Origin of the sequence: Streptomyces europaeiscabiei (assembly GCF_001550375.1) — a bacterium.
Lineage (GTDB): Bacteria > Actinomycetota > Actinomycetes > Streptomycetales > Streptomycetaceae > Streptomyces > Streptomyces europaeiscabiei.
In genome coordinates this window covers 1-24,474 of sequence record NZ_LRTR01000613.1, presented here as the reverse complement: position 1 = coordinate 24,474, position 24,474 = coordinate 1, and the positions used below count along the sequence as shown (strand labels likewise).

Annotated in this window: 22 protein-coding genes and 2 pseudogenes; 13 read left to right on the top strand and 11 right to left on the bottom strand. The window is 70.6% G+C overall.

All coding sequences use genetic code 11. The features are described 5' to 3' along the window. A pseudogene (locus AWZ10_RS51665) lies at positions 1-280 on the bottom strand (hypothetical protein); the annotation flags it as partial. 209 nt (positions 281-489) lie between these two features. Here AWZ10_RS51665 and AWZ10_RS29800 point away from each other — a divergent pair. After that, entirely contained in the window at positions 490-1,074 is a 585-nt protein-coding gene (locus tag AWZ10_RS29800; RefSeq protein WP_046707857.1) for a tellurite resistance TerB family protein, read from the top strand. A 419-nt stretch (positions 1,075-1,493) separates the two neighbouring features. Here AWZ10_RS29800 and dacB read toward each other — a convergent pair whose 3' ends face one another. After that, positions 1,494-2,837 carry a D-alanyl-D-alanine carboxypeptidase/D-alanyl-D-alanine endopeptidase gene (dacB, locus tag AWZ10_RS29795; protein WP_046707858.1) on the bottom strand — a complete coding sequence of 448 codons (1,344 nt, stop codon included), beginning with the start codon at positions 2,835-2,837 and terminating at the stop codon, positions 1,494-1,496. Between the two features lie 316 nt (positions 2,838-3,153). On the opposite strand from dacB, the gene AWZ10_RS29790 reads away from it, so the two are divergent. After that, positions 3,154-3,567 carry a VOC family protein gene (locus AWZ10_RS29790; RefSeq protein WP_046707859.1) on the top strand — a complete coding sequence of 138 codons (414 nt, stop codon included), beginning with the start codon at positions 3,154-3,156 and terminating at the stop codon, positions 3,565-3,567. Between the two features lie 96 nt (positions 3,568-3,663). Continuing rightward, positions 3,664-4,512: an alpha/beta fold hydrolase gene (locus AWZ10_RS29785; RefSeq protein ID WP_060892504.1), complete on the top strand. Its 849-nt coding sequence runs from the start codon at positions 3,664-3,666 to the stop codon at positions 4,510-4,512. A gap of 41 nt (positions 4,513-4,553) precedes the next feature. Here the strand turns inward: AWZ10_RS29785 and AWZ10_RS29780 are convergent, their stop codons facing one another. From AWZ10_RS29780 to AWZ10_RS29770, 3 genes are all read right to left on the bottom strand, one after another. Continuing rightward, on the bottom strand, positions 4,554-6,131 hold the full coding sequence (locus tag AWZ10_RS29780) for a carbohydrate-binding protein (RefSeq protein WP_173531630.1): 1,578 nt from the start codon (positions 6,129-6,131) through the stop codon (positions 4,554-4,556). A 314-nt stretch (positions 6,132-6,445) separates the two neighbouring features. Beyond that, complete coding sequence (locus tag AWZ10_RS53015) at positions 6,446-6,652, bottom strand: hypothetical protein (protein ID WP_208618572.1); 207 nt, start codon at positions 6,650-6,652, stop codon at positions 6,446-6,448. Between the two features lie 200 nt (positions 6,653-6,852). Further along, complete coding sequence (locus tag AWZ10_RS29770; RefSeq protein WP_244172590.1) at positions 6,853-7,125, bottom strand: hypothetical protein; 273 nt, start codon at positions 7,123-7,125, stop codon at positions 6,853-6,855. Positions 7,126-7,516: 391 nt separating this feature from the next. Between AWZ10_RS29770 and AWZ10_RS54030 the strand changes: the two genes are divergently transcribed. Together AWZ10_RS54030 and helR are read left to right on the top strand one after the other, a co-directional pair. Continuing rightward, the gene (locus AWZ10_RS54030; protein ID WP_060892502.1) at positions 7,517-8,902 is read left to right on the top strand and encodes a glycosyltransferase; all 1,386 of its coding nucleotides are present in this window, start codon (positions 7,517-7,519) and stop codon (positions 8,900-8,902) included. Between the two features lie 195 nt (positions 8,903-9,097). After that, positions 9,098-11,353: an RNA polymerase recycling motor ATPase HelR gene (gene helR, locus AWZ10_RS29760; protein ID WP_060892501.1), complete on the top strand. Its 2,256-nt coding sequence runs from the start codon at positions 9,098-9,100 to the stop codon at positions 11,351-11,353. A gap of 124 nt (positions 11,354-11,477) precedes the next feature. On the opposite strand, the gene AWZ10_RS29755 is transcribed toward helR, so the two are convergent. From AWZ10_RS29755 to AWZ10_RS29740, 4 genes and pseudogenes are all read right to left on the bottom strand, one after another. Next, positions 11,478-11,678 (bottom strand): hypothetical protein, encoded by a 201-nt coding sequence (locus tag AWZ10_RS29755; protein WP_046707023.1) that lies wholly within the window; start codon positions 11,676-11,678, stop codon positions 11,478-11,480. Between the two features lie 204 nt (positions 11,679-11,882). Then, a complete protein-coding gene (locus AWZ10_RS29750; protein WP_060892500.1) occupies positions 11,883-13,037 on the bottom strand; it encodes a serine hydrolase domain-containing protein in 1,155 nt (384 codons plus the stop codon). 425 nt (positions 13,038-13,462) lie between these two features. Then, a complete protein-coding gene (locus tag AWZ10_RS29745; protein ID WP_046707025.1) occupies positions 13,463-13,954 on the bottom strand; it encodes a hypothetical protein in 492 nt (163 codons plus the stop codon). 86 nt (positions 13,955-14,040) lie between these two features. Continuing rightward, positions 14,041-14,418 (bottom strand): annotated as a pseudogene (locus tag AWZ10_RS29740) (UTRA domain-containing protein); the annotation flags it as partial. Positions 14,419-14,521: 103 nt separating this feature from the next. On the opposite strand from AWZ10_RS29740, the gene AWZ10_RS51660 reads away from it, so the two are divergent. Both AWZ10_RS51660 and AWZ10_RS29735 read left to right on the top strand, forming a co-directional pair. Further along, positions 14,522-14,854 (top strand): hypothetical protein, encoded by a 333-nt coding sequence (locus tag AWZ10_RS51660; RefSeq protein WP_159015120.1) that lies wholly within the window; start codon positions 14,522-14,524, stop codon positions 14,852-14,854. Positions 14,855-15,047: 193 nt separating this feature from the next. Beyond that, positions 15,048-15,308, top strand: a complete 261-nt coding sequence (locus AWZ10_RS29735; protein WP_060892499.1) for a hypothetical protein — start codon at positions 15,048-15,050, stop codon at positions 15,306-15,308. Between the two features lie 190 nt (positions 15,309-15,498). On the opposite strand, the gene AWZ10_RS54025 is transcribed toward AWZ10_RS29735, so the two are convergent. Then, positions 15,499-16,191 carry a hypothetical protein gene (locus AWZ10_RS54025; protein WP_244172589.1) on the bottom strand — a complete coding sequence of 231 codons (693 nt, stop codon included), beginning with the start codon at positions 16,189-16,191 and terminating at the stop codon, positions 15,499-15,501. Positions 16,192-16,334: 143 nt separating this feature from the next. On the opposite strand from AWZ10_RS54025, the gene AWZ10_RS29725 reads away from it, so the two are divergent. The 3 genes from AWZ10_RS29725 (at position 16,335) to AWZ10_RS29715 (ending at position 18,995) form a co-directional block, all read left to right on the top strand. After that, positions 16,335-16,820: a MarR family winged helix-turn-helix transcriptional regulator gene (locus AWZ10_RS29725; protein ID WP_046707027.1), complete on the top strand. Its 486-nt coding sequence runs from the start codon at positions 16,335-16,337 to the stop codon at positions 16,818-16,820. A 138-nt stretch (positions 16,821-16,958) separates the two neighbouring features. Further along, positions 16,959-18,452, top strand: coding sequence for an MFS transporter (locus AWZ10_RS29720; RefSeq protein ID WP_060892498.1), 1,494 nt, complete (start codon positions 16,959-16,961; stop codon positions 18,450-18,452). A 48-nt stretch (positions 18,453-18,500) separates the two neighbouring features. Continuing rightward, complete coding sequence (locus AWZ10_RS29715; RefSeq protein ID WP_079104478.1) at positions 18,501-18,995, top strand: pyridoxamine 5'-phosphate oxidase family protein; 495 nt, start codon at positions 18,501-18,503, stop codon at positions 18,993-18,995. A gap of 269 nt (positions 18,996-19,264) precedes the next feature. Here the strand turns inward: AWZ10_RS29715 and AWZ10_RS29710 are convergent, their stop codons facing one another. After that, a complete protein-coding gene (locus AWZ10_RS29710; RefSeq protein WP_060892497.1) occupies positions 19,265-21,325 on the bottom strand; it encodes an RICIN domain-containing protein in 2,061 nt (686 codons plus the stop codon). A gap of 492 nt (positions 21,326-21,817) precedes the next feature. Here AWZ10_RS29710 and AWZ10_RS29700 point away from each other — a divergent pair, with 492 nt between their 5' ends. From AWZ10_RS29700 to AWZ10_RS29690, 3 genes are all read left to right on the top strand, one after another. After that, on the top strand, positions 21,818-22,843 hold the full coding sequence (locus tag AWZ10_RS29700) for a LacI family DNA-binding transcriptional regulator (RefSeq protein ID WP_060892495.1): 1,026 nt from the start codon (positions 21,818-21,820) through the stop codon (positions 22,841-22,843). Positions 22,844-22,972: 129 nt separating this feature from the next. Further along, complete coding sequence (locus AWZ10_RS29695) at positions 22,973-23,251, top strand: hypothetical protein (protein WP_046707032.1); 279 nt, start codon at positions 22,973-22,975, stop codon at positions 23,249-23,251. Positions 23,252-23,340: 89 nt separating this feature from the next. Continuing rightward, positions 23,341-24,474: histidine kinase (locus AWZ10_RS29690; RefSeq protein ID WP_060892505.1), on the top strand; the 1,134-nt coding region annotated here is incomplete at its 3' end.

The following is a 24,474-nucleotide window of genomic DNA, read 5'->3' as shown; positions in this document are numbered from 1 at the left end:
GCCGCTGACCGCGGGTGCGTAGGCCTCGGTGCTCAGCGGCGCGGTGTCTGCGCCGCTGGACGCGGGAAGCGCGCCAGGCCGGACAGAGGCCGGTGGCCGGGCCGTCCGGCCAGGCGCCGACCAGGCCTCCCAGCGGGCCCAGGACGCCCGACTCCACCAGGAACCGCACCGTGCTGTGGCGGCCGCGCGCTCCCGCGACCGGCGCGGACCGACCTCCCCCGGTGCGTTCCGGTACGGCGACCAGCGCGGTGTCGGCGATTCCCACGGAACCGATGACCACGGAACCGATGACCAGGCAGATCGTGGCGAGCGGCTGGAAGAGCCGGCTGAGTCCGACGCCGACCTGGCCGCGCAGCGATCCGGGGTCGGGCCGCGGTACGGCGCCGACGTACTCAGGAACTCTGGAGGGGGCGGCAGCCGTTCACCGGGGGACGTGCGGAACGCACGCGGACGACCGGCACGACACGGGCTCAAGCCGAGGTGGCACGCATGGCGATGTGGGATCGGATCAAGGACCAGGCCAAGGGTCTGCAGCAGGCGCAGGGGACGCGGGGCGGCACCGGACACGGTCGGCCCGGCGCGGGGCCCATGGGCTCCACCGGGTCCTCCGGCTCCGGGCGGTCCGGCGGCGGCTCGAAGGCCCAGCTGGTGAGCGCGCTCAAGTCCCAGCTCACCTCCCTCAAGACGGAGTTGAAGAGCGGGGCCTACCGGGACGCCAGCATGGCCATGTGCGCCCTGGTCGCCGCCGCCGACGGGAATGTGGACGAGCACGAGCGGGCGCACGTGGAGTCGCTGATCCTGAACAACGACGTCCTGCAGAACTTCCCGGCCGACCAGCTGCGGCAGCGCTTCAACAAGCACGTCGACCAGCTGTCGTTCAACTTCCAGCAGGGCAAGGCCGAGGCCATGCAGGAGATCGCCAAGGCCGCGAAGAAGCCGACGGAGGCGCGAGCGGTCGTCCAGACCGGTTTCGTGGTGGCGGGCGCGGACGGGTACATCGCCCAGTCCGAGGAGCAGGTCCTGCGCGAGGCGTGCGCGGCCCTCGGCCTGTCCCCGCAGGAGTTCGGCCTCTGACAGGGCCCCTCGGACGAAGGCCGCGCTCGCTCGACGCGTACGACGTCCCGGACGAGACCCGGCACCTCGACGTCGGTGCGACGGCCGCCGACGAGGTGCTCGGTCATGTGGCGGACCACCCCGCCCGGTAGCCGGCGACCCCTCACCGGGTCGTCCCTCCGCGGGGACCGCCGGGCCACGTCACCGGAGCGGTGCCCGGACCAGGGTGTCGGTCGGGGCGGGGACGGCGCGGATCTCGGAAGTCCGCGGGCGGCACCCGGGCACGATGAGTGGGCGGTCGGCAGAGCGAAGTCACTGCACGTCACATAAGCGAGTGTCAGAGGGAGTCGCTGTCCGTCGGCACGCGGACGGACATCGCCGTGCCCACGGACGCCGGCCGTCCCCACACCCGGCGTCCGTGAGTCCTGAGGGGGTGTGCGCTACACCCAGCAGCCGTTGACCGTGGCCGCGAGGCCGTCCAGGGCGTCCTTGATGTCGGACGGCCCGGCGGTGGAGTCGTTCTCGATGAAGGAGAAGACCTTCCACTCGCCGTCCTGGGCCTTGGTGAGACCGCTCAGGGCGACGGCACCGGTCAGGGTGCCGGTCTTGGCCTTGACCTGGCCGACGGCGCACTTGGAGTCGGCGGTGTCGAAGCGGCCGAACTCCGGGCCCAGCGTGGCACCCGCCTCACCCGAGACGGGCAGCCCGTCGATGATGTACTTCAGGGTCTGGGCGTGCCGGGGGTCGGCGGCCAGGTCGACGATGTCGGCGATGGTCCGCGCCGGGATACGGGTCGCGCGGGACAGGCCGCTGCCGTCGTACATCTCGAAGTTGTCGAGCGAGATGCCGTACCGGGTGAGGACGTCGCGGACGACGGCCGTGCCGTCCTCGAAGGTGGCGGAGCGGCCCGCGCCGAGCGCGGTGAGCCGCAGCAGCGACTCGGCGATGTCGTTGTCGCTGACCTTGAGCATCTGCTTGACGACCGTGGACAGCTTGTCGGACGTGTGCGAGGCGACCGGCACGTCTCCCTTGCCGACGACCCCGCGCGTGACCCCGCCGTCGACCGTCACGCCCCGCCCGGCGAGAAGCTTGGCGAAGACGCCGCCCGCGTCGAGGGAGGTGTCGTCGACGTTGTGGGAGTCGACGACCAGCGCGCGTACGGGGGCGACGGAGTCGGGGTAGTAGCCGGTGTTCCAGCCGCCCGCGAGAGTCGGCTCGGGGAAGAGGCTGTCGTCGATGCGGACCTTCACCGAGGTGAGCCCGGCGTTCTTCAGCCCGGCGACGGCGGTCTTGGCGAGCGCGTCGAGGTCGTCGGTCGTCAGGGTGCGGTCGCCGCCGCCTACGAGGGTCAGCGTGCCGTCGCCGTACACGACCCTCGTGGTGAGCCGGTGGTCCGGGCCGAGCACCGTCAGCGCGGCGGTGGAGGTCGCGAGCTTCGTGTTCGACGCGGCCATCAGCGCGGTGTCCGCGTTGTGACCCCACACCACCTTGTCGGACTTGGCGTCGATGACGACACCGCTGAGCCTGCTGCCGAGGCGCGTGTCCTGGCTGCGCGTGTTCAGGTTGTCCGCGATCTTCTGCTCGGCGGCGTCGAGTTCGGTGGCACCGGCCTTCACGGTCGTCTCGTCGGCGGCGAAGGCGGACGTCCCGGCCAGGATCGTCCCGGCGACGGGGGCGACCACGGCGATCACGGCCGCCCGTCGCAGCGCCGGGTTCGGAGCCTTGGCCTTGCGGTGCCGGCCGCTCGCGCGGAGGGCCGAGGACGGGGAGGAGGAGCTGGACATGGGGGCCTCGGTGGGGGGAGGTTCAAGGAGCTTCGAGCAACTGCGGGAACAAGAAGACACGCATACGCACAGAATCTTGAAAGCGAAAGTAACAGTAGGAACTCCCGCTACCGATGGGTTCTTTGTGAAGACTTGACGCGTCGGCTTCCGTTTGTGACGGAAGCCACGCCGTACGGGCTGACGGACCGACGGACGGGCGCGCCGCGCAGCCGGCGCCGGATGCGCTCGACGGCCCGGCATGCCGTTGTCAGTGGCGGGGGCTAGTCTCCGGACAACTGACCGTTCGCTCCGTTTGCTCTGCTTTCAGGAGGTTCTCGTGGCTTCGCGGCTCAACCCCTATCTCAGCTTCGACGGCGACGCCCGGCCGGCGCTGGAGTTCTACAAGGAGGTCTTCGGCGGCGATCTGACGCTGAACACCTTCGGCAGCTTCGGCCAACCCGACGCCCCGGAGTCCGACCAGATCATGCACGGCATGCTGGAGACCCCGGGCGGCTTCACCCTCATGGGCGCCGACACCCCGCCCGGCATGGAGTACACGCCCGGCAGCAACTTCTCCGTCAGCCTCAGCGGCGATGACGCCACCGAACTGCGCGGCTACTGGGAGAAGCTCTCCGCCGGCGGCACCGTCTCCGTCCCCCTCGACAAACAGATGTGGGGCGACGTCTTCGGCATGTGCACGGACCGCTTCGGCATCCCGTGGATGGTCAACATCTCCGAGCCGCAGGGCTGAGCACCGGCGGAGCCACAGTGCCGGAGGGGGCGCCGTCTCGTTGGGTTACATGTCCACACCACCACCCAGTGGACCCGACGGACAAGGAGACCGCTCGTGCCAAGGGCCGAGGCGAACGGCGTCGAACTCTTCTACGAGGTGGCCGGGTCCGGCGACCCGCTGGTCCTGGTGCACGGCTCCTGGGGCGACCACCACGCCTGGCTCCCGGCCCTCCCCGCCCTCACCGAACGCTTCCGCGTCCTGATCTACGACCGCCGCGGTCACAGCCGCAGCGAACGCCCCCCGGGACAGGGCTCACGGCACGAGGACGAGGAGGACCTGGCGGCCCTGATGGAGACCCTGGACTTCGCCCCGGCCTACGTCGCCGGCAACTCCTTCGGTGCCTCGACCACCCTCGGCCTGGCCGCCCGCCGCCCGCACCTCTTCCGGGGCATCGTCGCCCACGACCCCCCGCTCACGGGCATCGTCCCCGACGACCCCGGCCTACGCCCCCTCATGGCGGAGATCACCGAGAGGTTCACCTCCGTCCTCACCCACCTCCGCGCGCACGAACCCCTGGCGGCGGCCCGCCGGTTCACGGACGAGATCGCCGTCGGCCCCGGCACCTGGGACCAACTGCCTCCCCCGGTCCGGCAGACCTTCCTGGCCAACGCCCCCACGTTCCTCGACGAACACGACGACCCGCACTGGGCCGACCTGGACCTCCCCGGCCTCTCCGCCTACACCGGCCCGGCCCTCCTCACCCGGGGCACGGCCGGCCCACCCTGGTTCGCCACGGTCACCACCCGCCTCGCCGAAGCCCTCCCCCAGGCGGACACCTTCACCTTCGAGGGCGCCGGCCACATTCCCCACGTGACCCATCCGGAGGAGTACGCGCGGGTCGTGACGGCCTTCGTCGACGGCACCGGCCCGACCGGCCCGACACCGGAAAGCCCCCGCCCGTAACGGCGAACCGTTGCGGGCGGGGGCGACACGTCACTCGTCTCTCACCCGAAGGTGACGTCGAGGCTGCCGTCGCTGCCGAAGGACCAGTGCAGGCCGCCGGAGTACGAGGAGCAGCGGGCGCCGTTCGTCCCGGACCAGAACTGGTTGGAGCTGTCGGAGCTGCCGATGATCCGGTCGTTCGTACCGCTGCCGCTGCGGCACGACGTGTTGTCGCGGAACACCGACGTACCGCCGTCGAAGTTGAAGTTCCGCTCGGTGTTGTCGATGCTCACGTTCCCGGAGACCGCCATGGTGCCCGGGTTGCTGTTCCACGTGAAACCGTGCTTGCCGTTGTCGTAGGCGATGCTGCGCCGGACGATGTGGTTCACGGAGATGTCGTCGCCGCCGAGTTTGTAGCCGTTGCGGTCGCCGTTCCCGGCCTGCGAGCCGTCGCTGAGCGTGCCGTTCTCGTAGGCGAGCGAGTCCTCGACGGTCACCGGTCCGATGGGCCCGGTGTCCGTCTTGGTGTAGAGGTCCCAGCCGTCGTCGATGTTGTTGTGGGCCACGGCGTACCGGAAGACGTTCCCGGTCCCGGTGGTGAGCTTCGCCGCGAACCCGTCCGCGTCCTCCCCGTCGGAGTCGGCGTTGTCGTGCGACTCGGCGCGCAGGACGAGGTTGTCGGACGGCCAGTCGGCGGCGGGGGTGGTGGAGGCCATCCGCCCCAACTGCAGCCCCGTGTCCCGGTTGAACCGTGTCACGGTCCGCTCGATGACATTGTCGCTGCCGCCGACGTAGATCCCGTTGTCCCCGGCGCGCTCGACGACGAGCCCGTAGACGTGCCAGTAGGAGCCATTGATCTGAAGTCCGCGGTTCGACGAACTCTCGCTCTGCGCCGAGAAGTTGAGGACCGGCGTCTCACCCGGGTAGGCCGACAGCCTCGTACGGGCGGCGGCGGTCCCCGAGTTGCCGGCCGGGATGGTGACGGTGGACGAGCGGGCGTACGTCCCGCCGCGCAGGTAGATGGTCCCGCCGGCGGTGATCCGGCTGATCGCCGAGGTGAGGGTGGTGGGGTTCGAGATCGTTCCGGCCGCTCCGTCCGTCCCGCTCGGCGAGACGTACAGCGCTGAGCCGGCCGGCGGTGGAGTGGTGCCGCCGTCGGGCACGTCGGCGTCGAGGCGGTCGATGTTGGGCAGCCCGGTGGCGACGGTGGGGTTGATCCGGATGACGTTGCTGCCCGACGTCACGGGCACGGTCAGTGTCTTGGTGGTCCACCCCGTCCATGTGCCGGTGGTCTCGAAGGACGTGGTCGCGGCGGCCGTACCGTTCACCGTGACGCTCGCGGCCCGTGCCGCGGTGGTGCCGTTGGCGAACCGTACGGACAGTGTCGCCGTGCCCGATGCGGGTGCGGTCACGGTGAACTGCGCGTACGCGCCTGCGGCGTTGGTGCCGTTGCAGAATCCGCTGCCCGAGTATCCGGTCCAGTCGGAGTCGATCGTGCCGGTGCAGACGGCCGGCGACGTCTCGGCCTCGTACCGTGCGGTCGCGGCCTGCGCCGCCGTACCGGACGACGCGACCAGCAGGCCTGCCAGCAGACCTGCGCTCGCCGTCGCCATGACGGGTCTCACGTGCGTCTTTTGCATCGTTGATCTCCTGGACGGATTGACCGATTCATTCGGGTTCATTCAGGTTCACTCAGATCAGAAAGCGCTTTCCCCTCATGAGTGTCAGAGGATGGCCTGAACACGTCAATAGATCGGTACGTGGTTTGTGTTCACATGGGTGAACCACGGATGACGGGGTGGGGGCCGCGTCGGGCATGAGTGAGCATGAGCATCACGGCTGATCAGACGGCTTCTGGCTGGCGGATTCCGGACTGATACGAGGCCGCGAAGGGATCGGATTTCACCTTGCGCGCAGGCACTCATCCGAGGTTGTGAACGGTGGGCGTCCCTGCTCAGCCCGCCTCCAGTGCGTCGGCCCGCTGCGTCAGGTCGGCTGCGATGTCGTCCCAGTCCGGGCCGTGCATCCACAGGCTCTCGGCAGCCGCCCGCATCAGTGCCGGTTCGTCCGGCCGCTGCAGAAGCACCAGCCGGTGGGCCAGGTTCCGAATCCACACCGGCAGGTGGCCGTCAGCCACATGCGGGCAGAGTTCGCGCAGCATGGCGAGGATGGGCTCCGCGTCGGCGAACGTCAGCTCCTCGACGAAGCAGTGCTCCCGGTGTTCGAGGCCGCACTCCGGGGGGGCGGTACTCGTCGCCGTAGAGACACCGGGCGTGCTCCGTCAGGGTGCTGTGCGAGGGCGGATCGCCGTGCGAGGGCAGATTGCCGTGCGGGGCCGGTTTGCCGTGCATGGTCCGGACCCTACGAGTCCGTGCCCTTGGGCCGGTCCGCCGCGTACACCCGCCCCAGCCGGCCAAGCTCCGACCGGGGGACGTATGCCTCCGGCCTCAGCGTGAACGTGGTGACACGCGCAGGGGGGTAGGTCACGAACAACCCGGCCCACACCCCGCTGCGCGTGGGCCCCGGGCCGATCAGGTGGAAGTCGCCCTCGGCGGAAGCGAAGAACACCGGCTGGTCGCTGGATCCGCTGCCCGGATACAACAAGGCATGTGCGGCGTCGCGCGTGGTCGACACGACCCTGATGTTTCGGGGGGCGTGCTCGTGGCATTCCGCCGACCACCTGCGGATTTCCGCGACGACTTCTCGAAGGACGTGGTCGGGTATGTCTTCCGGCATGCCTGGCGCACTACCCGTGCCGCGCCCTGGTGACTCGGCCGCAGCCATGTTCCATGTTCCAGCCGGTGGCGGTGTCCTGGCCGCAGTGGGAGGCGGACCTGGCAGCCCCTGGCAGCCGGCCGTCCCCCGACGGGCGAAAGCGAAGGCAGGGCGAAAGAACAAAGGCAAGGAGTCAACCCACTCCTTGCCACTCTCAACGTATAGCGCACCGGGGGGCTTGCGGCAAGGCCCCCGTCGTGGCGCAGAATCTCCGGCCTAGGCCAGTATCGACGGAATCCGGGGGCGCTGAATGCGTGTGCTGTTGGCGAACTACGACTCGCGTGGAGGACTCGAACCGCTGCTGGGGCTCGCGGTCAGGCTGCGCGGACTCGGCGCGGAGGTGCGGGTGTGCGCACCTCCGGACGAGGAGTTCGCGCGGCGGCTGGCCGGTGTGGGCGTACCGCTGGTGGCGTTCGGCCGGTCGGTGCGCGCGCTGATGACGGCGGCGACGCCGCCGACGGCGAGCGGCGTGCCCCGGCGCGCGGCCGAGCTGCTCGCCCAGTTCGACACGGTCGCCGAGGCGGCCGAGGGCTGCGATGTGCTGGTGGCGACCGGCCTGCTCCCGGCCGCGGCCTGTGTGCGGTCGGTGGCCGACAAACTGAACATCCCGTACGTGTACGCGAGCTTCCAGTCCGTCTCCCTGCCGTCGCCGCACCACCCGCCGATGCAGCGGCCGGGCAAGCCGTTGCCGCCGGACGTGACCGACAACCGCGCGCTGTGGGACCTGGACGCGCAGAGCGCGAACGACCTGTTCCGCGAGGTGATCAATGCCCACCGGGCGTCGGTCGGTCTGCCGCCGGTGGAAAACGTCCGCGACCACGTCTTCACCGACCGCCCGTGGCTGGCGACGGATCCGGTCCTGGACCCGTGGGACGGACGGAACGCGTGGCAGGTGCCGTCGGATCTTGTGTCGGTCCCCGTGCCGGATCCCATGCCGGAGCCCATGTCGGATCCCATGTCGGACCTGCGGTCGGAGCCGTCCGGCTCCGCGTCGGACCTACGGCCGGGACCTTCCGACCCCACGGCCGACCCACGACAGGGACGCTCCGACCCCGGCGTCGTACAGACCGGCACGTGGATCGTTCCCGACGAGCGTCCGCTCCCGCCCGAGCTGACGGCGTTCCTGGACGCCGGAGCGCCGCCCGTGTACGTCGGTTTCGGCAGCATCGCCATAGGCGGCTCCGAGGACGTCGCCCGGGCATCCATCGAGGCCATCCGTGCGCAGGGGCGCCGCGCGATCGTCTCCCGGGGCTGGGCCGAGCTGGCCCTCGTCGACGACCGGGACGACTGCTTCGTCGTCGGCGAAACCAACCACCACGCTCTGTTCCGCCGGGTCGCCGCCGTCATCCACCACGGCGGCTCGGGCACGACGACCACGGCGACCTGGGCGGGCGCGCCCCAGGTGGTGGTGGCCCAGGGCGCGGACCAGCCGTATTTCGCGAGCCGGGTCGCCTCGCTCGGCATCGGTGCGGCGCACGACGGCCCGACCCCGACGTTCGACTCCCTGTCGGCTGCGTTGGAGGTGGCCTTGGCGCCCGAGACGCGGGTACGGGCGGCCGCCGTCGCCCAAACGGTCCACACGGACGGGGCGACGGTGGCGGCGAAGCTGCTCCTTGACACGATCGTGCGCAGCTGACCGATCGGGCAGACCCGTCATCCAGATCCGTCGACTCGTTCAGATCCGCTGACTCATCCAGACCCGCTGACTCATCCAGACCCGCCGAGCGGGACCACCCAGCAGGACGCCCAGACCCAGTAGGACCCAGCAGGACACCCAGAAGGGCCCATGGTCGTAAACGACCTCACATTCGGAGCGTTCGGAGCGAATGAAGTGACCCCCCCGACCATCCCCAGCGCGTTCGACCTCCCCGACCGCCTCTCCGCCAAGGCCGACCCGGCCCTGATCGCCGCCGACGAGCGGTACTTCGCGGCGCTCGCCGCGTGCCTCGCACAGTCGATCGCCGAGGTGTCCGCCCAGCTCGACGCCGCACGCAGGGCCCCAGGCGGCATGGGCCGGCAGGCGATGGACCGGGACACGGAGGTCCACCGCCTGACCGCCCGCCTGCGCACCCTGCGCCGCTTCGGCCTGGACCTGTGCCTCGGCCACATGGTGAGCCCGGACGACGCCGACCCCGTCTACATCGGCCGCCTGGGCCTCACGGACAGCGCGACCGGCCGGCGCCTGCTGATCGACTGGCGGTCCCCGGCGGCCGAGCCGTTCTTCGGCGCGACCCACGCCAACCCGATGGGCCTGACGAGCCGCCGCCGCTACCGCTGGACCAACGGCCGTATCAGCGACTACTGGGACGAGGTCTTCTCCCGGGACGAACTGGACGGGCTCACCGACCACCACGCGGCTTCCCTCGACGACCAGTCCGCGTTCATCGCCAGCCTGGGCACCAACAGGTCGGAGCGCATGCGGGACGTCCTCGGCACCATCCAGGCCGACCAGGACGCCATCATCCGCGCCGGCTCCCGTGGCGCCCTGGTCGTGGACGGCGGGCCCGGCACCGGCAAGACCGTCGTGGCCCTCCACCGCTCCGCGTACCTTCTCCACTCCGACCCCCGTCTGGGGCACCGCCGGGGCGGTGTCCTCTTCGTGGGCCCGCACCGCCCGTACCTCTCCTACGTCGCCGACGTCCTCCCGAGCCTCGGCGAGGAGGGCGTACAGACGTGCATCCTGCGCGACCTGGTCGCGGAGGGGGCGGCGGCCGGTACGGAGAGCGACCCGGAGGTGGCGCGTCTGAAGTCGTCGGCGGCTCTCGTGGGCTCGGTCGAGAAGGCCGTCCGCTTCTACGAGGAACCCCCCGCCAAGGGCATGACGGTCACGACCCCCTGGTCCGACATCTGGCTGAGCCCCGAGGACTGGACCGCTGCCTTCGACGCGGCGGAACCCGGCACCCCGCACAACGAGGCCCGTCACCAGGTCTGGGAGGAGCTCCTGACGATCCTGACGGACAAACACGACGCCGAAGCCGACCCCGACCCCGACCCGGACACCGCCGCCTCCCCCTCCCCCGCTCTTCTGCGCAGGTCCCTCCTCCAGAACAGGGACCTGGTCACGACCTTCAACCGTGCCTGGCCCCTCCTGGAGGCGGCGGACCTGGTCGGGGACCTGTGGTCGGTACCGGCGTACCTCCGCATGTGCGCGCCCTGGCTGAACCGCGAGGAGGTACAGAGCCTCCAGCGCGACGAGCCCCAGGCCTGGACGACGTCCGACCTCCCCCTCCTGGACGCGGCCCGCCAACGCCTCGGCGACCCCGAGACGGCCCGCCGCAAGCGCCGGCACGCGGCCACACTCGCCGCCCAGCGCGAGCGCATGACCCAGGTCGTCGACAACCTGATCGATGCCGTGGCCAACTCAGGCGCCGACGGGGACGAGGGTATCGGTCTGGTGAACATGCTCCGCGGCGAGGATGCCCAGGTCAGCCTGGTCGACGACTCCGAGCTCGCTACCGCCGACCCCGACCTGCTCGTCGGGCCGTTCGCCCACATCGTCGTGGACGAGGCGCAGGAGCTGACGGACGCGGAGTGGCAGATGCTGTTGCAGCGCTGCCCGTCGCGGAGCTTCACGATCGTCGGCGACCGCGCCCAGGCCCGGCACGGCTTCACGGAGTCCTGGCGGGAACGCCTGAAGCGTGTGGGCCTCGACCGCATCAACCTGGCTTCCCTGACCATCAACTACCGGACGCCGGAGGAGATCATGGCGGAGGCCGAACCGGTGATCCGAGCCGCGCTCCCGGACGCGAACGTCCCGACCTCGATCCGCAGCGGGGGTGTCCCGGTCGTACACGGCCCGGCCTCGGACCTGGACGCGACCCTGGACACCTGGCTGGCCGCCAACGCCGACGGCATCGCCTGCGTCATCTCGGCCCCCGGCACGCGTACGACGTCCCTGTCGCGCCCGCTCCTGCGTACGGCACCCCGGGTCCGCTCCCTGACCCCCGAGCTGTCGAAGGGCCTCGAATTCGACCTCGTGGTGCTCATCGACCCGGAAGACTTCGGCGAGGGCATCGAGGGAGCGGTGGACCACTACGTGGCGATGACGCGGGCGACACAGCGACTGGTCATCCTGACGACCGCCTGAGACGGACGGCGTACGCGCGAGGCCCCGGAATCCGCCCGCATTGCTGAGCCGGGGCCTCAAGTCCGATGACACCGGCACCATTGACTCCGTACAGGGCCGGAGGGAACCCCGTACGAGTGCGGCCTCAAGCCACGGCCTCGGCCTCGGCCAGCCGGTGGAACGCCCGAGTAGTACCGGGGTGAACCATCTCGTCCAGCAGGTGCCGCCAGTCGGGGTCGGCGACGGGGGCGGGATGCGCCCGATCCCATGCGACGAGCAGCGGACCGAACCCGCCCTCGTCCTGCCCCTCGGTGGCACTCGTCTCTGAAGGCCGCGTCGACTTCATGGGAGTCTCCCTCCGTCTGGGGAACCCAGCGCTTCCGGGACCCGCCTTACTCCAACAGTCCCGCTTCCGAGTCCCCGAAGCCATGCGGTCCCCCACCGAACCGGGAGCGGAGCCAGTGCTGTGGCCGGGAAGGCTCGCCGGTTGCTCGGTCTTCGGCCGCGCTTGGCCTTGTGCACCGGGCGGGGCGGGACGGGTTCTCGGTTGTCAGTCGGCGAGTGCGGTGGTGACGATCGCCTTGATGTGCGCGAGGTCGGAGCCCGCCCCCGTCGGGTTGAGGGAGTACACCACGCGGTGCCTGAGGTCACGGGTGGCGAAGAACCCGTTGTCCCAGCCGGGGCGGGAACCTGTCTTGCCCCATGCGTACTCGCCGTTCGGGAGCTGGTGGCGCATGAGCCCGCCGATGCTGTAGCAGGCCGCTGGGCCGGAGCAGTTCGTGTTGGTGGCGGCGCTGTTCACCTTCGGCACCTCGAACACCAGTTTCTGCTGGGCGGGCGGGAGCAGGCGGCCCCGGAACAGAGCGGTGAGGAAGCGGTCCAGGTCGGCGGCGGTGGAGATCATGCCGCCCTCGGCCCACGGGTACGGGCTCTGCTCGGTCACGTTCTGCCCATCGACGTACACCTGTGCGTGGGGCGAGGGGATCGTCGGGTCGGCGGCGGCGGGCAGGCGGGTGTGGAGCAGGCGCAGCGGCCGGATGATCCGGCGCTCCAGTTCCTGGGCGAGGGAGTGACCGGTGACCCTCTCGATGATCAGGCCGAGGACGAGGGAGTTGAGGCCGTTGTACTGCTGCTCGGAGCCGGGGGCGGGGGCGGGGGCGGGCGGCGAGTCAGTCGCCGTGGCTGTGGCTGTGGCTGTGGCTGTGGCTGTGGCTGTGGCGAAGGAGTCGCGCAGGGCGTTTTGGGGTGTCACGGACTTCAGCCACCATCCCGGTCCGTCGGCCGGGCCGGGGGTCGCGGCGGGCCGGGGCAGACCGCTCGTGTGGTTGAGGAGTTGGCGTACGGTGACGCGGTCGTACGCGCCGGGCATCACCCCGGGGACGTACCGTCGCGCCGGTGCGTCCATGTCGATCCGGTGCCCGGCAACGAGCTGGAGCACCACCGTGTTGGTGAACACCTTGGTGACGCTGCCGATCCGGAAATGCGCGTCAGCGGTGACCGGACCGGCGGCGGCCCCCACACCGTCCCGTCTGACCAGCGCGCCGGCCACGACGTCGTCGGGCAAGCGGTCGAGGACGTCTTGGACGGTGGGGGGCGTGGGAGCCGGCGCGCCGGCAGCAGCCATGGCGGCCGTCCCGGGCGGCGCCGCGCCGACGGCGAGAGCGGTGGCCAGGAACAGGGCGGTGACGGCGAGGCGGATGCGCATCCAGGTTCCTTCGGACAGAGAGGCGTTGACGGGCCTTGGTGACACCGCCAACTCTGCTGCGCACAGCAGCCGTTGCCCATCAGTGATCACCCTGACCCGAACCCTGGGAGGACCCGGAGAGACGCGACCTGGTTCTGCCGCTCGCGGCCGACGGCCTGGGCCATCGACCACGCTGCCGCGCTGAAGTCGATACACGCCGCCGGAGCAGCGGACCGAACCCGCCCCCGTCCTACCCCTCGGTGGCACGCGTCTCCGAAGGCCGAGTCGACTTTATGGTTTCTCTCTCCGTTCGAGCACTCTGCGCTTCCGGGGCCCGCCCTACTTCAACAGTCCCGCTTCCGAGTCCCCGAAGCCATGCGGTCCCCCACCGAACCAGGGGTGGAGCTACCCGCACCCCGAGGGCCCGGCTCGCCCTCACGCCCACCTCACCCTCGCCGAGCGGCCCCGTCCGGCCATACGACATCCACGGGGATGCCGGCCGCCCGCGCTGCGAGGACGGCATCGGCGGTGCCGCCGCCGCTGCCGGTGGGCGGAGCGCCGTTCCATACGGCGACGAGACGATCGGCCCGCTCGACGAGTACCGCGTTGGCAGCCTCGTACGCGTGCCGGCCGGCCGTCTCGTAGGGAAGGACGACGACCTCCCCGGCGGCCTCTACGAGCCGGTCGTAGGAATCCCCGTGCTCGGCCTCGACCGTGTTCCGGCGATAGTCACGCGACGGGGTGACGACGACCAGCCGCCCGCCGAGGGCGAGAACAGCCTCGGCGAACAGGGTGTCGGCCCCCTTGGCGATACAGGAAACCCCGATGAGCCGCCCACCGACGGCGTACGGCCCGAGCAGGGCGTCCAGGGCCGCCCGCACCAGAGGGACGGTGCCCTCGGTCAGGTCCAGGTGCCCGGTCACCGCGATGGTCGTCACAGCGCTGGCCCCCTTCAGGTCGACGTCAAGTCGACGTCAGGGCGCGGATGTTATCGCGGTCGGCGCGTACGCGGTCAGCGCGCGGCTCACTCGATCGAGATCTCGTAGGCGATTTCCCAACGCACGTCCGGCACGGTGATGTCCGCCGTCTCGACGGGACGTCCGTCGCTGTCGTAGTAGGTGCGCTCGATGCGGGTCAGCAGCTCACCAACGCTGACACCCAGCAGATTGGCCTCTTCCTGGGTGACTCGCGCCGGACGCGGCACCTCCACGGCGGTCTCGATGACGATCCCGATGGAACGCATCCGCTCCACCACACCCATACCGGCGAGCGGTCCCATCTCGGGCAGGACGATCGGCGTCCCGTCGGTGACGGCCATCGGCTCCCACGACTCGGACAACTGAACGGACTGGCTGTCAGCGAGGAATTCGTACCGGGTTACGACGCAGGGGTCACCCGGGGCGAAGGTGACCGCCTCTGGGCGCTCGTATCAACAAGGCCGCAACAGAGCCCCGGCGACCGCTGACACGGCCCCGGGGCATGGCCGATCCACCAGGAGATCGACAATGCACCTTGTATCACGGGCACTTGCCTGGTTCAGGGCAGTGCTCTTCGGACTGCATGTGACCAGTGCCCACCGCCCGCCGCCACCTGACCTGTACATCGGCACCTCCACGGAGGCCGCCCCGAGCCCTCCGGCACGCTGCCCCTCACCGGAGATGTGGGCCCCGTTCCTCGCGAGCGCGCGTCGTCGCAGGACCTCGCCTCCACGACCTCGCGCAGGACTGCCCGCCATCACCGCCGATGACATCAGCAGCACCCTCGTGGGTGCCTATCTCCTGCCGCCCGTGGTGCACCAACGTATCGGCCAGGCCGCGCAGTTCGCGGAGGCAAGCTGATGACCGATGGACGGCACACCGCAGCCTCGCCCCGATCAGAGATCCCCATGCTCCGCGCATACCGCCTGTGGTTCGAGCACGCTCGCAAGTGCGCCGATGGCTGCAGGGGCACCCCCAAGGCACAGGACGGCTGCAAGGACGGACGGCAACTGTGGGGCACGTACCGCCTCGCGCGCATCGGGAGGGCGGCATCATGAGCTGGACCATCGAGCGCCCACCTGGTCGGCCTGTACAGCGCACCGGCGACAATCGTCTCGCCGTACCGCTACGCCTGTGTCTCACCGGCGGGCAGGCCACGGACACCGAGCTGACCCTGACCCTCGCCGAGGCCGAGCATCTCCACGCCGCCCTGTGCCGCGCCCTCGACGGCGAGCCGACACCCCCGACGGCGCCGGACTGCCGTCAGTCGGTTCAGGCCTCGCCCGGAACGGCGCACATCCTGGGGCGCGCGTAGAACGTCCCAGCACAGGCAGGTCATCGGACCGGCTCCCGACAGGACCCTCCATGGGCCTGCCGGGGGTGGCCGCAGCGCAGTTGATGGGTGCTCCCCATGCTCCTGGCGGAGCCCATGACTCGGTTTGTTCACGAGAAGCGGCAGCGTCGACGCCTCCTGTCATCGCGGCCCGGGAGACTGAAGCCGACGGTCACTCTTTCCGGTCTCCAGGCGTGAACGGGCCGGTCGCGGGGGCAACGCACTTCTCGACGACGGTCTCCTCACCGGCCACCGAGCCGTCCAAGCAGAGCCGTCCGCCTTGGTCGCGCAGGTCCAGAGAGAACCGCGTGGTCGTACCGGACTGCTTGAGGTCGTGGATGCGCTCGTCGATGTAGCCGAGGTCGTTCAGGACCGTCCGGACCTTGGTGGGGGTGGGATCCGCCAGGTCCCAGAGCGCCTGGGTGATGCGCAGTTCATGGTGGTTGCCCGCGCACCAGTCACGGGCATTCAACTCCACCTCCGGCCCCGCCGTGGGGACGATCGGCTCGATCGCGTCGCTCGGCGGTGTCTCCCCGGGCGGCAACGACTCCGCCGAACCGGATGGCAACGACTCCGGCAGACCGGTTGGGGGCGCCTCCGCCGGACCGGACGGCGGCGCCTCCGCCGGACCGCTCGGGGGACACTGCCGCGCGATCTCGCTCAGCATCTCCGTGAAGGCCGCGTCGGGCCGGGCCCCGGCGGCGCCAGCGGGGCTGCTTTGCGGTCCGCCGGCGTCTGCCTTCTCGGTGCCGCAGGCGGCGAGCGCCAGAGCCGCGAAAGCCGCGAGAGCCGCTGTCGCGAGCGTGGGCCACGGGCGGCGCGGGGAGCGGGCAGCCGTGCCAGTCGGGGCAGGAGTTCGTCTCATGCGCCAAGTCTCGGCGCAAGCCACCGCCTCCACTTGAGCACGCGTACTCAAGTGAGTAGGGGTACTCGCTCACATCGCTTGAGCGCCATCAAGGCCTCTTCTGGATAATCCGCCTCGGATCGATTTGTTCTACGCTGGCAGACATGACCGCCATGACACCCGCGCGCACCGAACCGGACCTGTCGTTCCTGCTCGACCACACCAGTCACGTCCTGCGGAGCAAGATGTCGGCCGCCCTCGCCGAGATCGGCCTGACCGCCCGCATGCACTGCGTGCTCGTCCACGCCCTGGAGGAGGAGCGCACCCAGATCCAGCTGGCCGAGATCGGCGACATGGACAAGACCACGATGGTGGTGACGGTGGACGCCCTGGAGAAGGCGGGTCTGGCCGAGCGCCGCCCCTCCACCACGGACCGGCGGGCCCGGATCATCGCCGTCACCGACGAGGGTGCCCGCATCGCCGGGCAGAGCCAGAAGATCGTCGACCGCGTGCATCGCGACGCCCTGGCCACACTCCCCGAGGCGGACAGGACAGCCCTCCTACGGGCCCTGAAGCGCCTGGTCGGCGATGGCCTGTCGAACCCCGTCGAGGCCCCGCGCACCGCCCGCCGGGCGCGCCAGTCCAGGTAGACGGAGAGCGAGGCCAAGGGCGAGGAAACCAAGGAAGGCGAGGAAGGCGAGGCCCAGAAGTAAGACCGAAAGAAATAGTCTGCAACAAAACCATCTGCTACGGTCTCTCCTGTTGCCCCGACCGACAGGAGAGACCGCATGTCCGCCGCATCCGGATCCGCGCCGTCACCCGCTTCTCCCGCCGCCCCGCGCTCACGCCGGCTCGCCCTCGGAGTCATCGCCACCGGGATGCTGATGATCATCCTCGACGGCTCCATCGTGACCGTGGCGATGCCGACCATCCAGAACGACCTGGGGTTCACCCCCGCCGGCCTCAGCTGGGTCGTCAACGCCTACCTCATCGCGTTCGGCAGCCTGCTCCTGCTGGCCGGCCGGCTCGGCGACCTGATCGGCCGCAGGCGCATGTTCCTGGCCGGCACCGCCGTCTTCACCGCCGCCTCGCTGCTGGCCGGCGTGGCCACCTCGCCCGCCGCACTGATCGGCGCCCGCTTCCTCCAGGGCATCGGCAGCGCGATGGCCTCCGCCGTCAGCCTGGGCATCCTCGTGACGCTGTTCACCGAGCCCAGGGAGCGCGCCAGGGCCATCGCCGTCTTCAGCTTCACCGGCGCGGCGGGCGCGTCCATCGGCCAGGTCCTCGGCGGCGTACTCACCGACGCGCTCAACTGGCACTGGATCTTCTTCATCAACCTGCCGATCGGCATCGCCGCCCTCGCGATCGCCGTCCGTGTCCTGCCCCGTGACATCGGTCTGGGTCTCGGAGCGGGCGCGGACGTCTTCGGCGCGGTCCTGGTCACCACCGGTCTGATGCTCGGCATCTACACCGTCGTCAAGGTCGAGGAGTACGGCTGGACCTCGGGCCGCACCCTCGGCTCCGGTGCCCTCGCCGCCGTACTGCTCGCCGCGTTCCTCGTCCGCCAGGCCACCGCGAAGAACCCCCTGATGCCCCTGCGGATCTTCCGCTCGCGCAGCGTCTCCGCCGCCAACCTGGTCCAGATCCTGATGGTCGCCGCGCTCTTCTCCTTCCAGATCCTCGTCGCCCTGTACATGCAGAAGGTGCTCGGATACGGCGCCGCCGAGACCGGCCTCGCGATGCTCCCGGCAGCCGCCGTCATCGGCGCCGTCTCGCTGGGAGTCTCCGCCCGCCTCAACGGCCGCTTCGGTGAGCGCAACGTCCTGCTGGCGGGCATCGTGCTCCTCATCGGCGTCCTCGCCCTCCTGGCCCGCGTCCCCGTGCAGGCCGGTTACGCCGTCGACCTCCTTCCGGTCATGCTGCTCGCCGCGGGCTTCGGCCTCGCGCTGCCGGCGCTGACCACGCTCGGTATGTCCGGCGCGAACGAGGAGGACGCCGGTCTCGCGTCCGGGCTGTTCAACACCACCCAGCAGCTCGGCATGGCCCTGGGCGTCGCGGTCCTGTCCACCCTGGCCGCCTCCCGCACCGAGAGCCTCTCGGCACAGGGCCGGACGGCTGCCGAGGCGCTGACCGGCGGCTACCGGCTCGCCTTCGCGGCGGGCGCGGGGCTCCTGGTCATCGCCTTCGCCGTCGCCTTCACGATGCTGCGGCGCCCCGAGCGGCGGGCCGCCCAGGAACCGGCCGCCGACACGCCGGCTCCCGCCCATGCCACGGCCGTCTGACCCGCCCTCTCACACGCCCACACCCCGACCACCGAAAGGCCGATCCCCATGAGCGAGGACACCGCCACCGAGACCACCACAGGCACCGCAGACACCGCAGACACCGCAGACACCGCAGGCACCGCAGGCACCGCAGGCACCACCAAGAACGACGGCCCGGCCCCCCGGGTACTCAGCGACCAGGAGCTCTCCCAACTGCTGCGGCAGCAGCGGTTCGGCGTACTCGCGAGCGTCAGGAGCACCGGCCACCCGCACCTGTCGACCGTCCTCTACGACTGGAACTCCGAGGAGCGCGTACTGCGCGTCTCCTCCACCGCCGACCGCCTCAAGGTCCGTCAGTTGCGCCGCGACCCGCACACCTCACTGCATGTCAGCGGCCCGGACGTCTGGTCGTTCGCGGTGGCGGAGGGCGAGGCAGAGATCGTGGACCCGGCCGACGGGGCTGCGCTCGGCGAGCAGCCGCTGCCCGACCGGCGCGTGGTGATCCTTATTCGGGTCTCGCGCCTGTACGGGACCGCCCTGGACATCCCCGCCCAGGACTGAGAAGCCGTGCCTCGACCGCATGTGATCGTTTGATTCATTCCGGTCAGGCATGGATTCACCCGGCGCGGCTGCGGCCGGGGACGGCCGGGCCGACCAGGTCGACGGTGATGAGTCCGGGGGCGGTGAGGCTGTCGTGTACGCCCATGGGCGGCCGGATGCCGATGCTCTGTTCAAGGTCGTGGAGCCGTCCCTGCGCCCTCACTGGACACGAAGAAGCCCCAGGCAGTGCCTGGGGCTTCCTTGTCGGCCGTAGGGCCTGGCTTGTGCTGTCAGCCGGCCGGTGTGACGTCCGTCAGCTTCCAGCGCTGGTTGAAGCCCGAGTTGGGCCACCAGACGCCCACACCGGCGCCGTCGTTCGTGGACTGGCCGCCGACGTCGGCGAGTTGGCCGGTGGCCGCGTTCACCAGGGTCCAGGTGCCGTCGCCCGTGGTGGAGAGGATCCACTGAGCGGCGGTGTCGCGGGCGCCCGTGTCGGCCTCGGCCACCAGGGAGCCGCCGCGGATCGCCAGGCGCTTGTGCGAGGCGGCCTCGGTCAGGGCGAAGCGGGTGCGGTTGTCCGTCGGGCCGGTGCCGATGCGGTCCAGGGTCCACCGCTGGCCGGCGGGGTTGGTCGCGTTCGGGTTCTTGATGACCAGGCTCTTGCCGTCGGCGGCGATGGCGAGGTTCTTGTTGCTCTGGAAGCCCGTCAGCGTGTAGGTGCGGTCGTCCTGGATCTCGGCCGAGGAAGCGTCCACGCCCGAGACGTTACTGATCAGGAACGACGTCACCGACTGGGCCGGGACCGTGATCGTGGCCTTCTTGTCCGTGACCTCCACGGCCTTCTGGCGGATCAGCTTGCCGGCGGCGTCCGTCACCACCGGGGTGACCCTCGCGTGCTTCCCGACGTCGCCGAACCTGGACAGGTCGAGGGTCACCGCGCGGGGTGCCGTCGTGCTGTTGACGTGGACGACCGTGGCCTTCTTGCCCTTCTTCGCGACCGCGGCCGTGCTCGACTCGTCGTTGGTCTTGATGAGGCGGTCGCCCGGCTTGATGTAGTGCGTGAAGTTACGGGCCGTGTCGAACTTGGTGTTCGTGTAGATCGGGCACGACTTCAGGGTGTCCGACGACTTGCAGGAGAACGAGAGCTGGATGGAGCCCCAGTTGCCGCCCTTGGCGGACTCACCGCCCGGCTTCATGTTGTCGTAGTCCTCGACCGGCTGCCAGAAGACCCAGGCCTGGGGCTCCAGTTCGCGGAGGTCGTCGACCATGCGCTGGGCGAGGCCCAGTCCGGGGCGCATGTCGGTGAAGCTCTGACCGTCGCCCCAGTCGCCCTCGACCTCGCTCATCCACAGCGGCTTGTCGGCGCCCTTGGCGAGGTCGCGGACCGTGGTGCGCTGACTGGTGCCGTAGGTGTGGACGTTCATCTGGCCGACGAGGTCGCGGACTGCCTGGGGGTAGGAGTTCCAGTTCGTGGCGAAGGTGCCCGGGTTGGTCTCGTCCATCGCGGAGATCTCCGCGTCCGAACGGGACTTCTCCAGGACCGGGGCGAGTGCCTTGATGACCTTTTGCTGAAGCTCGGGGCCGATGTGGGCGCCCTCCTGACGGCCGCCCGTGGGCTGGCCGTCGGCACCGAGCTTGGTGCCCCAGTAGTCGGTGTTGGGCTCGTTGAAGGGGTCGAGGGTGTCGACCTTGATGTGGTGCGCCTTCTCCAGACGCTCGGTGGCGCCGACCAGGTACTTGGCGAAATCGTCGACCGAGTCGGCCTTCAGCTGGTCCTTCTTGGAGTCGAAGCCGCCGGAGACGTAGCCGCTCTCCGTCATGAACCACGGCGGGGAGTTGCTGAAGGTCTCCCAGTGGTCGATGTCGTTCTTGATGCGGTCGACCCACCAGCGCTGGGTGGCGTCGGCGTCCTTGTTCCAGTCGTTCTTGTCGTCGGCGCTCCACCAGTCGACGTCCTCGCGGGTGGTGCCCGCCGGGGCCTTCCACCAGCCCTCGACCGCGCCACCGGCCCGCAGGTAGTCCTTGACGTCGGGCGCGTTGCCGCCACCGATGTTGTAGCGGGCGATGTTGAGGTCGAGGCCGTCCTTGCCGAAGAGGAGGTCGGCCAGCTTCTCGCGTACGTCCGCGGGGTAGTCGCCGGTGGCGTTGGCGAACCAGACCAGGCTGGTGCCCCAGCCCTCGAAGCTGTCCCCGTTGTAGGAGGGATCGGGGCGGACCGTCACCGAGGCGACGGCGGCCGACGTGTCGGCGTGCGCCATCGGCAGGGAGGTCGTGGCCATGACGGTTCCGGTGGCCAGGGCCGTGACGCCGATGGCCCCGAAAAGCCGTCTCGTACGGGTGCGGTGTGCCATTCGAGTACTCCAACTCTTCCGTGTGCCGCGTCCCGGCGAGACACAGAGATCGGGGCCGGCGTTCAGCCGTGGTGCGGTTCGGTGCGACGCGTCTTTACTGCGGTTCGTGCGAAGCGTCTTTACAGCGGTTCGATGCGAAGCTTTTACTGCGCTTCGAGGTGGTTCGGCGCGTTCTCGTATGGTCTGTCTCAGTGAATGTTTACGTAAACATTCACTGAGGCGGATGTCTACACTGTCCGAATCGCGGCGGTCAAGGATTCGTAAGAGATCAACAGGTCGTTCCGGAAGTGTCGGAAGAGCCGCAAGGGCCGGAGCAGCCAGAACAGCCGGACGAGTCGCCAGAGTCGCACGAACCGCATGAGCCGCATGAGCCGCACTAGCCACATGAGCCGCACGAGCCGCACGAGCCGGAAGAGTCGGGGGAACCAGGTGGACGCGACCGACGGTCGTAGTACGAGGAGACGTTCCGCCCGGCCCCGGCAGGGGCCCTCCATGGGCGACGTCGCGCGGCTCGCCGGGGTCTCGTCCCAGACCGTCTCCCGTGTGTCCAACGGGTTCGCCGGGGTCAACGCGGACACCCGGCAGCAGGTGCTCGTCGCGATGCGGGAGCTGGGCTACCGGCCCAACAGTGCCGCGCGGGCGCTGCGGCGCGGGGAGTTCCGCACGCTCGGCGTGATCACCTTCTCCCTCTCCACCCTCGGCAACATCCGCACGCTCGACGCGATCGCCACGTCCGCCGCGCGGGAGGGGTACGCCGTCACGCTGCTGCCCGTCGCCGTGCCGACGCAGGACGAGGTGAACGGGGCGTTCTCGCGGCTCGGGGAGCTGGCCGTGGACGCCGTCATCGTGATCATGGAGGTCCATCTGCTCGACGCGGCGACCGTGTCGGTGCCGCCCGGTGTGCAGGTCGTGGTCGCCGACTCGGACGCCGGGGACCGGTACACCGTCGTCGACACCGACCAGGCGGGCGGTGCGCGGGACGCCGTACGGCATCTGCTGGAGCTGGGGCACGGGACGGTGTGGCATCTGGCCGGGCCCGAGGACTCGTTCGCGGCGCAGCGGCGGGCGAACGCGTGGCGCGCCACGCTCGACGAGGCGGGCGTCCGGGAGGTACCGCCCCTCGTGCGCGGCGACTGGTCCGCGGAGTCGGGGTACCGGGCCGGGCTGCGGATCGCCGAACAGGCGGACTGTACCGCCGTGTTCGTCGCGAACGACCAGATGGCCCTCGGGTTGCTGCGGGCCCTGAACGAGCGCGGGCGCCGGGTCCCCGAGGACGTCAGCGTCGTCGGCTTCGACGACATCCCCGAGGCCGCGTCCTTCCTGCCTCCCCTCACCACCGTCCACCAGGACTTCGCCGAGGTGGGGCGGCTGTGTGTGGAGGGGGTGCTCAGCAAGATGCGGGAGGGCGGCGGCGAGGGGGACGAGGGGGCGCAGGAGCACGGGACGACGCTGGTGCCGACGCGGCTGGTACGGCGGCGGAGTACGGCACCGGCGCCGAGCATCGCGCGCGGCGTCTAGCGTTTCGGGGCGGGCGAACGTTCGCCGAAGGGGAAGGTGTCGTGCGGGCCGTCGTGCGTGCGGGCTCGGTGGCGCCCGTCGTCCTGCTGGCCGTAGATCCGGCGTCTGCTGAACGAGACGTGTCCGGACGTGACCGTCGATACGGACGGCGCCCCGGTTCAGGAGCATCACGAGGCCCGGGAGGTCGACGCCCTCGGGGACGAGGCCCTGTCGGAGTTCACGCGGCGGACCGGGGGCGACGAGTACGACGGTGATGCGACCCACGTCGTTCACGTCCGCGTGGGAGGCGTCCTCGTCGTCGTGACGTCCGGCGGCGACCGGGGCACCGGCATCGCGCTCGCCGCGCGGGCCGCCGAGCGGGTGCGTGCCGAGTTGTACGGGGGCGCGGCGGGCGGGACTTCGGGCTGACACGGGCGGGCGGGGGTCCGGGTCCGGGAGCGGTTGTGGTCGGGCAGGTCCCGTCGGCGGGTGTGCCGCGCCCGTTACGGTGGGGAATCGTGACGGGCATACGGGGAGTGAGCGGGGCGCGGGGGTGGTGGTTGCGGGGGCGGGCGCTCGGGGACGCTCATCCGTGGGTGGTGGATGCCGGGGTCGCGCTGCTGGTGCAGGGGGCGATGACGATGCCGTTCGTGGTGCCGCGGGCTGCGGGGCTGCCGCCCGCGACATGGGCGGCGTACGGGCTGACGACGCTGACCGTGGTGCCGCTGGTGTGGCGGCGGCGGGCTCCGCTCGCCGTGCTGCTGGCGATCCTGGTGACCAGCATGGTGTACAAGCTGGCGCTGGACGGACCCGGGCAGCCGTTGCCGTACAACGGGCTGGTGATCGTCTACACGATCGCCGCGCTGTCGTCGACGTGGAAGCGGATGGTCACCGGGCTGCTGGTACTGGTCGCGGTGCCGGTGGGGGTGGGGCTCAACAGCCGGTCGGTGCGTGAACTGACCTTCTCCGCCTTCGTGTTCGCGGCGGCGTACGTCTTCGGGCGGCTCACTGATGCCCGCCAACGGGCGAACCGTGTCGAGGCCGAGCGGGCCGCCGCGCGTGAACGGGCCCGGATCGCCCGCGAGATGCACGACATCCTGTCCCATGCGGTGAGCCTGATGATCGTGCAGGCGGAGGCCGGGCCGGTGGCGGTACGTACCGCTCCGGAGCGGGCCGAGGCCGCCTTCGACGCGATCTCCGACGCCGGGCGGGACGCCATGGTCCAGCTGCGCCGGATGCTGGGCGTGCTGCGGGAGGGTGACGAGGGGGGCGGCGAGGGGGTCGGCGAGGGATACGCACCGGGGCGGGCGCCTCGTGAGCCGCAACCCGTGCTCGCGGACCTGCTCACACTGCTCGACCGGGTGCGGGGCAGTGGGCTTGAGGTCGGGTACGAGGTGGTGGGGCGGGAGCGGGAGCTTCCTGGGGCGGTCGGGGCGTCCGTCTTCCGGATCGTCCAGGAGTCGCTGACGAACACCGTCAGGCATGCGGCTGCCCGCACCGCGTCTGTTCAACTCACCTATGGGGACGAGGACTTGGCTGTTCGCGTGACGGATGACGGGCGCGGTCCCCAGGGCGGGCACGGCGGCGGTGGGCATGGGCTCGTCGGGGTGCGGGAGCGGGCGGCCGCGCACGGGGGCACGGCGGAGGTCGGG